Below are 8,588 nucleotides of genomic sequence, written 5' to 3'. Positions count from 1 at the left end.
GCGACACGTGCAGCTGACGGATACTAATCGATCGAGGACTTAACCTTAAGTTATTTAAGTACGGTTGAACTTGAAGTTCAGCAACAATGTTGGTTTTATCCGGTTTTGAACGAACAAGCATCGTTCATACATAGTCTGGTGACGACGGCGAAGAGGTCACACCCGTTCCCATACCGAACACGGAAGTTAAGCTCTTCAGCGCCGATGGTAGTAGGGGGATTCCCCCTGTGAGAGTAGGACGTCGCCGGGCAAAGGCCATTTCCAATTGGGGATGGTTTTTTTGTGTTTGAAAATATAACTGAAGTTTATTATGAGTCATATTAAGTTACATTCGGTCCCATACCGAACACGGAAGTTAAGCTCTTCAGCGTTGATGGTAGAAAACGGCACAGCCGCTTTGCGTAATTTACACCAACGGTGCAAATTACGCAGGGACCAGGCTCCCCCTGTGAGAGTAGGACGTCGCCGGGCAAAGGCCATCTCCTTATGGAGGTGTTTTTTTGTGTTTATAAACCTTTGTAAATAGTAAACCTTTAAGTTGTCAAAGGCATTTGGCGCGATTCAGGATTAGTTCAGAAATGATTATTGTCCCGCGTTAGCCACTCCGCGCCCAAAGCGAGCCCTCACGCGCCTAAAGAGTGCAATTCCGCGCCCAAAGCGAGCCCCCACGTGCCCAAAGAGTACCGTTCCGCGCCCAAAGCGAGCCCCTCCGCGCCTAAAGAGTGCAATTCCGCGCCCAAAGCGAGCCCCCACGCGCCCAAAGAGTACCGTTCCGCGCCCAAAGCGAGCCCCCACGCGCTCAAAGAGTACCGTTCCGCGCCCAAAGCGAGCCCCTCCGCGCCTAAAGAGTGCCGTTCCGCGCCCAAAGCGAGCCCCTACGTGCCCAAAGAGTACCGTTCCGCGCCCAAAGCGAGCCCCTCCGCGCCTAAAGAGTGCAATTCCGCGCCCAAAGCGAGCCGCCGCGCGCCTAAAGAATGCCGTTCCGCGCCCAACTCAAGCCTACATGCACACATCACCCCAGCAAAAAAACGCATAAATCCTCTAAATTACCTACTATCCGATAGCCGCAATTCCTTGTAATCCATTGCTCCTCACGATACGATGGAGGTCAACCGAGTCTTGGGAGGTCTGCTGAAGAATGAAAATGGTATTGATCATATTTGTCATTAACATCGTGTATGTATCTTTCTTTACAATCCGTATGATCCTAACATTAAAGGGCTATCGATATTCTGCTGCCTTCGTGAGCATGATCGAGATTGTCATCTATATTGTGGGTCTTGGATTGGTATTGGATAATTTAAATGAAATACAGAATATAATTGCGTATGCGCTAGGGTACGGCAGTGGCGTCATAGTCGGGACGAAGATCGAGGAGAAGATGGCGCTCGGGTATATAACGGTGAATGTCATTACAGCGGGTATCGATTATGAGATGCCGAGGTTGTTGCGGGAGCAAGGATATGGGGTGACGGATTGGTCTGCGCACGGATTGGAAGGAAGTCGTTCGGCGATGCAGATTTTGACGCCCCGGAAAGATGAGTTGAAGTTGTATGAGACGATTAAACAGATTGATCCGAAAGCGTTCATAATTGCATATGAAGCAAGGACGATTCACGGCGGATTTTGGGTGAAGTCTGTGAGGAGAGGGAATTTATTTAAATGAGTACGAAGAAGAAAACGGTATGGTTTGAAGTCGGAGAAGAAGAGACGATCAACGATTGTTTGCAGCGATTGGCTGCGGAAGGCTATCGCGTGGCGGGTAGGATGGAGGAGCCTGTTTTTATGGAGAAGGATGGCGAGTATGTCCCGATCCGGCAAGTCATTAAGTTTAAAGGAATTTTAGATGAGTAAAATGTCTATTATACGAACGATGGTCATGCTTGAATGTCCATTGTTCGTATTTTTTATTGACGTATTCGAATTCAGTTGGTACACTGAGTGTGTTAGATAACCCACATATATGCTGAAGGATTGGCTTCAGCGTTTCTACCAGGACGCCGTAAATGTCCGGACTATGTGGAAAGCGATTTCTAGGATTCTGCGAAGGGTGTGCCATATCTTATGGATACGTTCATCTTGAGCATTGTGAATATCCTTGAATGAACTGCTTTCCATGCATATGGAAGGCAGCTTATTCAAGGATTTTTTTATGGAAAAGTAACGAAGTGAAATTCTTCATCAGTCTACTAAAGGAGCGGATTGTCTATGGGACCGAAAGTCGGCGTGATCATGGGGAGTAAAAGTGATTGGGAAACGATGAAGCATGCTTGTGACATATTGGACGAGTTGGGCGTTGATTATGAAAAGAAGGTCGTCTCAGCGCATCGGACTCCGGACTTCATGTTTGAATATGCAGAGCAGGCGCAGGACCGGGGAATTGAAGTGATTGTTGCCGGTGCAGGCGGTGCCGCACATCTTCCCGGAATGGTGGCAGCCAAGACATTATTGCCCGTCATTGGTGTTCCTGTCCAATCAAAGGCGTTGAATGGCATGGATTCATTACTTTCCATCGTTCAGATGCCTGGAGGCGTTCCGGTGGCTACCGTGTCGATCGGTAAAGCAGGTGCTACGAATGCCGGATTGCTTGCTGCCCAGTTTTTAGCCGTCCACGATCCGAAGCTGCGCAACCGTCTCGAAGAACGTCGTGCACAAATGCGGGATGCGTCATTGGAAAGCAGTGGTGAGTTGCAATGAAGACGATTTTACCTGGACAGACAATTGGAATCATCGGCGGCGGACAGCTTGGCCGCATGATGGGCCTTGCCGCAAAGGAAGCCGGATTCAAGATTGCTGTGCTCGATCCAAATATGGATTCACCATGCGGCCAGATTGCAGATATACGCATCGTCGCTCCGTATGACGATGAAGCGGCGCTTGAGGAGCTTGGTGAAGTGAGTGATGTCATCACATACGAATTTGAGAATATCGATTACGAAGGTCTCGAGCGACTCAGCCAAATCGCCTATGTCCCTCAAGGAGCTGAACTTGTGAGGATTACGCAAAACCGGATAGCGGAGAAAGCGGAAATACAAGCATCCGGTGCGCCGGTCGCCAATTATGTCGTCGCCGAATCCTTCTCTGAGTTAATAGCAAAAATCGATCAGGTAGGATTTCCATGCATCGTGAAAACTGCGTACGGCGGTTATGACGGGAAAGGGCAAGTGAAGCTTGAGTCAGCTAACGATCTAGAGCTAGCCGAACCACTCTTCACCCATTCAGCGTGCATTGCGGAAGCGTTCGTCCCTTTCAAGACGGAAATCTCCGTTATCATTCAACGGAATCCGGAAGGGGAATCATATTGCCTGCCAATCTCTGAAAATATTCATAAGCATCATATTTTGCATGAATCGATCGTTCCGGCCAGGGTTGCCGAGGCAGTCATCGCCAAGGCAGAGGAAGCAGCGAAAAAAATCGCAGATCACTTGGAACTTGTCGGAACGCTGGCAGTTGAAATGTTTGTGCTTGAGAACGATGAGATTGTCATCAATGAGCTCGCACCGCGTCCGCATAATTCTGGCCATTACTCGATTGAGGCATGTAATGTATCCCAGTTCCATCAGCATATCCGAGCTGTGTGCGGCTGGCCATTGCGTAAGCCGAGGCTATGGGCGTCTTCCGTCATGGTGAATGTGCTCGGGGAGCATGTCGTGCCTTTGAAGAAAGTGGTCATGAATCATCCTGATTGGTCGATCCATCTATACGGGAAGGCCGAAGCGAAAGAAAAACGGAAGATGGGCCATGTGACGATCATGACCGAAGATATAGAGAAGACATTGGTAGAAATCGATTCAACAGGCATCTGGTCTTAACTTACTTGTAAGTTAAGGCCTCCGGCGGATGTCACAGATTTTGTAGGGAGTTAATTGCGCTGCTAGTGCCTTAATTTCTGCAAAAAACGCAGAAATACGGCAAATCGAACCCTTCGCTGTTCGATTCGCAATTCAAAATCTGGACGCAATTACGCCAAGGCGTAATTGATTATTACACCAATTCGATGACAAACTAACATCCATTCGGGAGGAAATTGACATGACAAAAGTGAACGTTTACGTAACATTACGCGAGAGTGTTGTTGATCCACAAGGAATTGCAACTCAGGAAGCACTTCAAACTTTAGGGTTCAATGAAGTCGAAAGCGTCCGCATCGGCAGACTGATCCAGCTTGAGCTATCAGGAACGGACAGTGAAGTCGAAGCGCGTGTGACAGAAATGTGCGATAAGCTGCTTGTCAATAAAGTGATCGAGGACTACAGCTTTGAAATCGGGGAGGTCGCGGGCAAATGAGGTTCGCAGTTCTAAGTTTCCCAGGTTCCAGTTGTGATGTGGACATGTATCACGCCCTCTTGGATATCGTCGGCGTCGGCGCAGAGATCGTCAGCCATCTAGACGCAGACCTAAACAATTTCGATGCTGTCGTTATTCCGACGGGAGCTTCCTACGGGGATTATTTACGACCGGGCGCACTTGCTCAAAGCTCGAAATCGATTGACGGCCTCAAGGCATTCGCGGATTCCGGCAAGCCGATTCTTGGCGTAGGAAACGGGTTCCAGATTCTAGTAGAGGCAGGAATCCTTCCAGGTGCTTTCTTGCGGAATAAAGGACTGAAGTTCAGAAGCGGAAACGCAAAACTGGCTGTTCAAAATTCCACATCTACATTCACAAGCATTTACGAAGAAGGGCAGCAAATTACGCTTCCTTTCGCCCATGAGTACGGCAACTATTACGTCGATGCAGACACTGCCTCCCAATTGCAAGAACAGAATCGTATCGTTTTCACATACGAAGATGGCAATCTTGACGGAAGTGTGGAGAAAATCGCAGGCGTCTTGAATGAACAAGGGAATGTCCTCGGCATGATGCCGCTGCCTGAACGTGCGGTCGAGGAAATCATCGGCGGGACGGACGGTTTGCCTTTATTCCGATCAATTCTGAAGAACTGGAGTGAGAAGAATGTCAACCATGCATGAACCTACAGCTCAGCAAATCAAAGATGAAAAACTGTATCGCCAAATGGGAATGACCGATGAGGAGTTCGATCGTGCAGTCGAGATGATCGGACGTCTTCCGAATTATACGGAAACTGGATTGTTCTCGGCGATGTGGTCGGAGCATTGTTCTTATAAAAGCTCGAAGCCCGTATTGCGCAAATTCCCGACAGAAGGCGCACGCGTCTTGCAAGGTCCTGGGGAAGGTGCGGGGATCGTTGACATCGGGGATAACCAGGCTGCGGTCTTTAAAATGGAATCGCATAACTCCCCATCTGCTATCGAGCCATTCATCGGTGCAGCAACAGGTGCGGGCGGTATCATCCGTGACGTCTTCTCGATGGGGGCGCGTCCAGTAGCGCTTGTGAACTCCATGCGTTTCGGTGATTTGACGGATGAGCGAGATCGTTATTTATTCGAACAGGCGGTTGCGGGGATTGCGAGCTACGGGAATACGATCGGCATTCCGACGGTTGCAGGCGAAGTCCAGTTCGATAATTGCTATTCGAAGCGTCCACTAGTCAATGCGATGGCTGTCGGCTTGTTGAATCATGAAGATATCCAGAAAGGCCTTGCATCGGGTGTCGGCAATACGGTGTTGTACGTCGGCGCGAAGACGGGCCGTGATGGAATCCACGGAGCGACGATGTCATCTTCTGAAGTTGCGGTCGATAAAGAGGCAGAGCTGCCGGTCATGCAGGCGGGTGACCCGTATCTTGAGAAGCTGCTTATGGAAGCTTGCCTAGAGTGGGTTAAATCTGATGCATTGATCGGAATCCAGGACATGGGTGCAGCAGGACTCACTTCCTCGTCAGCGGAAATGGCTTCGAAAGCGGGCTATGGTGTGGAGTTGAACTTGGATCTCGTTCCGCAGCGCGAAGAAGGCATGACTGCGTATGAAATGATGCTTTCCGAGTCGCAGGAGCGGATGCTCGTCGTCGTGAAGCAAGGACGTGAGCAGGAGATCATCGACTTGTGCAAGAAATACGGACTTGAAGCGGTGGCAATCGGGGAAGTAACAGATGACAAAATGCTTCGCCTTACACATAAAGGTGAGGTCGTTGCTGAGATTTTAGCGGACATTCTTGCGGAAGACGCACCTGTTTATTATAAAAAGTCGGAAGAGCCAGCCTACTTCAGGGAGTTCCAGGCGATGGAAAATGAAGAGCCGGCTGTCGAAGATTTGAAAGAGACATTGTCAACGTTATTGCAACGTCCGACAATCGCGTCGAAAGAGTGGGTGTACAGCCAATTCGATTCGCAAGCAAGAACGAATACGGTCGTAGCGCCAGGTTCTTCAGCAGGTGTGATCCGTGTCCGCGGAACGAATAAAGGACTTGCAATGACTGCGGATTGCAACTCCCGCTATATTTACCTCGATCCTGAAACGGGCGGGAAGATTGCAGTTGCAGAAGCAGCTCGTAATCTAGTATGTTCAGGTGCGGAACCGATCGCGGCTACGGATTGCTTGAACTTCGGAAGTCCGGACAAGCCGGAAGTATTCTGGCAGATTGAGAAGTCGGCTGATGGCATTGCAGCAGCGTGCCGTACGTTAAATGCCCCGATCATCGGCGGAAACGTGTCGATGTCAAATGAAGTGAACGGAGTTCCAGTCTACCCGACACCGACGATGGGATTGGTTGGTCTCGTGCATGATCTGTCGCAAGTGACGACGACTTCCTTTAAACAGGCAGGCGACGCAATTTACTTGATTGGTGAAGCGGAAGCGGAATTTGGCGGAAGTGAACTTCAGCAAATGATTCATGGCAGGATTTTCGGGAAAGCGCCTGCTATTGATTTGGAAATAGAAGCAACTCGCCAACAAGCGCTTTTGAAAGCGATCCAAAGCAGACTCGTCCAGTCGGCTACTGATTTGTCGGAAGGCGGTTTCGCTATTGCACTTTGCGAGAAGGCATTTGACGCGGAAGGTCTCGGCGCGGAAGTGACTTTGACGGGTTCTGCGGTGACGGCGTTATTCAGTGAGACGCAATCCCGCTTCCTTGTAACGGTAAAAGAAGAACTTATGACTGCTTTTGAAGCGATTGTAACGGATGCAGTGAAAATCGGTACAGTGACCGATCAAGATAGAATCGTCATTACTGGCGATAACGATGCGGTTTTGATTGATGGGACGGTGGAAGAATTCCGTTCCGCTTGGAAAGGGGCAATTCCATGCTTGCTGAACTCAGAGGCCTGAACGAAGAATGCGGCGTGTTCGGCATTTGGGGCCATGAAGATGCGGCGCAACTGAGCTATTACGGCTTGCATGCGCTGCAGCACCGCGGGCAGGAAGGTGCAGGCATTGTAACGAAAAATGGCAAAGGGTTTCATGTCGTTAAAGGGGAAGGCCTTGTGAATGATGTGTTCTCCGGTGACGCACTGAAAAGCTTGACGGGACGGTCGGCAATCGGCCAAGTCCGTTACACGACGGAGGAGGGGCGGGGCGCGGAAAACGTGCAGCCGCTCGTCTTCCGTTCCATGACAGGCAGTTTGGCGATTGCGCATAACGGCAATTTGATTAACGCCAAGGATTTGAAAGAGAGTCTTGAAAAGCAAGGAAGCATCTTTCAAACGACTTCCGATACGGAAGTGCTAGCCCATTTGATTAAACGGAGCGGCAGCGGTTCTTTGACGCAGCGGGACCGGGTGAAAAAGGCGCTGTCGATGTTAAAAGGCGCGTTTGCATTCGTTATTTTAACAGAGGATGGGTTGCTCGTCGCACAGGATCCGAACGGATTGCGGCCATTGTCTCTAGGGAAACTCGGAGATGCATGGGTCGTTGCATCTGAAACATGCGCGTTTGACTTGATCGGCGCGGAAACAATCCGTTCGGTTGAACCGGGCGAGTTGATCGTCATCAACGATAAAGGGTTGCATTCCTACCAGTTCGCGGAAGCTGCGGACCGGGCGATCTGCTCGATGGAATATGTCTATTTTTCAAGACCGGATTCGGACATCGACGGCATTAATATCCATATGGCGAGGAAACGGTGCGGCAAGCAGCTTGCAAGGGAAGTCAACATCGAGGCGGATGTCGTGACGGGTGTTCCGGATTCAAGCATTTCTGCAGCGATCGGATTTTCCGAGGCAAGCGGCATTCCGTACGAACTCGGACTGATTAAGAACAGGTATGTCGGCAGGACGTTCATCCAACCGACGCAGGCGATGCGCGAAAGAGGCGTGAAGATGAAGCTTTCTCCGGTTCATCAAGTCGTCGAAGGGAAGCGGGTTGTAATGGTGGATGACTCAATTGTCCGCGGGACGACTTCGAGACGGATCGTCAAAATGCTGAGGGATGCTGGCGCGAAAGAGGTGCACGTTGTCATTGCAGCACCCCCGCTCGTCAGCCCTTGCTTCTATGGAGTTGACATCAGTACGGATTCCGAATTGATTGCAACAGGGCGTTCTGTGGATGAAGTGCGGGAATTGATTGGCGCGGATTCACTGACATTCCTATCGGCGGAAGGAATGCTGAATGCGATCGGCAGACCGTCTGAAATGAAAAACTGCGGACAATGTCTTGCGTGCTTTACGGGTGAATACCCGACGGAAATCTATGCGGATACAGTATTGCCGCACGAAAAAGAAATCGGGCGATAA

The 8,588-nt window shown here is 50.1% G+C and carries 10 protein-coding genes, 1 rRNA gene and 1 riboswitch; of the genes, 9 read left to right on the top strand and 2 right to left on the bottom strand.

Going from position 1 to position 8,588, the window contains the following annotated elements:
* Window positions 1–134 precede the first annotated feature (134 nt).
* A 5S ribosomal RNA gene (gene rrf / locus M3193_RS15995) occupies window positions 135–250 on the top strand.
* A gap of 373 nt (window positions 251–623) precedes the next feature.
* On the opposite strand, the gene M3193_RS15990 is transcribed toward rrf, so the two are convergent.
* Window positions 624–866 carry a hypothetical protein gene (locus M3193_RS15990; RefSeq protein WP_251629784.1) on the bottom strand — a complete coding sequence of 81 codons (243 nt, stop codon included), beginning with the start codon at window positions 864–866 and terminating at the stop codon, window positions 624–626.
* A 9-nt stretch (window positions 867–875) separates the two neighbouring features.
* A complete protein-coding gene (locus M3193_RS15985) occupies window positions 876–1,034 on the bottom strand; it encodes a hypothetical protein (protein ID WP_251629783.1) in 159 nt (52 codons plus the stop codon).
* Between the two features lie 104 nt (window positions 1,035–1,138).
* Between M3193_RS15985 and M3193_RS15980 the strand changes: the two genes are divergently transcribed.
* The 8 genes from M3193_RS15980 (at window position 1,139) to purF (ending at window position 8,588) form a co-directional block, all read left to right on the top strand.
* Window positions 1,139–1,666 carry a DUF2179 domain-containing protein gene (locus M3193_RS15980; RefSeq protein ID WP_251629781.1) on the top strand — a complete coding sequence of 176 codons (528 nt, stop codon included), beginning with the start codon at window positions 1,139–1,141 and terminating at the stop codon, window positions 1,664–1,666.
* Window positions 1,663–1,854, top strand: a complete 192-nt coding sequence (locus M3193_RS15975) for an NETI motif-containing protein (protein WP_251629779.1) — start codon at window positions 1,663–1,665, stop codon at window positions 1,852–1,854. The genes M3193_RS15980 and M3193_RS15975 overlap by 4 nt, the downstream gene beginning before the upstream one ends.
* Window positions 1,855–1,937: 83 nt before the next feature.
* Window positions 1,938–2,038, top strand: a riboswitch (purine riboswitch).
* Window positions 2,039–2,208: 170 nt separating this feature from the next.
* Window positions 2,209–2,697 carry a 5-(carboxyamino)imidazole ribonucleotide mutase gene (gene purE, locus M3193_RS15970; RefSeq protein WP_251629778.1) on the top strand — a complete coding sequence of 163 codons (489 nt, stop codon included), beginning with the start codon at window positions 2,209–2,211 and terminating at the stop codon, window positions 2,695–2,697.
* Window positions 2,694–3,812, top strand: a complete 1,119-nt coding sequence (gene purK, locus M3193_RS15965; RefSeq protein WP_251629775.1) for a 5-(carboxyamino)imidazole ribonucleotide synthase — start codon at window positions 2,694–2,696, stop codon at window positions 3,810–3,812. The genes purE and purK overlap by 4 nt, the downstream gene beginning before the upstream one ends.
* A 220-nt stretch (window positions 3,813–4,032) precedes the next feature.
* Complete coding sequence (gene purS, locus M3193_RS15960) at window positions 4,033–4,287, top strand: phosphoribosylformylglycinamidine synthase subunit PurS (RefSeq protein WP_251629774.1); 255 nt, start codon at window positions 4,033–4,035, stop codon at window positions 4,285–4,287.
* Window positions 4,284–4,970: a phosphoribosylformylglycinamidine synthase subunit PurQ gene (gene purQ, locus M3193_RS15955; RefSeq protein ID WP_251629771.1), complete on the top strand. Its 687-nt coding sequence runs from the start codon at window positions 4,284–4,286 to the stop codon at window positions 4,968–4,970. The genes purS and purQ overlap by 4 nt, the downstream gene beginning before the upstream one ends.
* Window positions 4,954–7,185 carry a phosphoribosylformylglycinamidine synthase subunit PurL gene (purL, locus tag M3193_RS15950; RefSeq protein WP_251629769.1) on the top strand — a complete coding sequence of 744 codons (2,232 nt, stop codon included), beginning with the start codon at window positions 4,954–4,956 and terminating at the stop codon, window positions 7,183–7,185. Before purQ ends, purL begins: the two co-directional genes overlap by 17 nt.
* Window positions 7,161–8,588 carry an amidophosphoribosyltransferase gene (gene purF, locus M3193_RS15945; protein WP_251629767.1) on the top strand — a complete coding sequence of 476 codons (1,428 nt, stop codon included), beginning with the start codon at window positions 7,161–7,163 and terminating at the stop codon, window positions 8,586–8,588. Before purL ends, purF begins: the two co-directional genes overlap by 25 nt.

The sequence above is a fragment of the Sporosarcina luteola genome, from assembly GCF_023715585.1.
GTDB classification, from domain to species: Bacteria; Bacillota; Bacilli; order Bacillales_A; family Planococcaceae; genus Sporosarcina; species Sporosarcina luteola_D.
Note: the sequence above shows the minus strand (reverse complement) of the source record. Positions and strands in the feature narration are given on the sequence as shown.

Coding starts and splice junctions, on each gene's coding strand:
- M3193_RS15985 (WP_251629783.1), bottom strand. CDS start 1,034: ATGCGTTTTTTTGCTGGGGTGATGTGTGCATGTAGGCTTGAGTTGGGC.
- M3193_RS15980 (WP_251629781.1), top strand. CDS start 1,139: ATGAAAATGGTATTGATCATATTTGTCATTAACATCGTGTATGTATCT.
- M3193_RS15975 (WP_251629779.1), top strand. CDS start 1,663: ATGAGTACGAAGAAGAAAACGGTATGGTTTGAAGTCGGAGAAGAAGAG.
- purE (WP_251629778.1), top strand. CDS start 2,209: ATGGGACCGAAAGTCGGCGTGATCATGGGGAGTAAAAGTGATTGGGAA.
- purK (WP_251629775.1), top strand. CDS start 2,694: ATGAAGACGATTTTACCTGGACAGACAATTGGAATCATCGGCGGCGGA.
- purS (WP_251629774.1), top strand. CDS start 4,033: ATGACAAAAGTGAACGTTTACGTAACATTACGCGAGAGTGTTGTTGAT.
- purQ (WP_251629771.1), top strand. CDS start 4,284: ATGAGGTTCGCAGTTCTAAGTTTCCCAGGTTCCAGTTGTGATGTGGAC.
- purL (WP_251629769.1), top strand. CDS start 4,954: ATGTCAACCATGCATGAACCTACAGCTCAGCAAATCAAAGATGAAAAA.
- purF (WP_251629767.1), top strand. CDS start 7,161: ATGCTTGCTGAACTCAGAGGCCTGAACGAAGAATGCGGCGTGTTCGGC.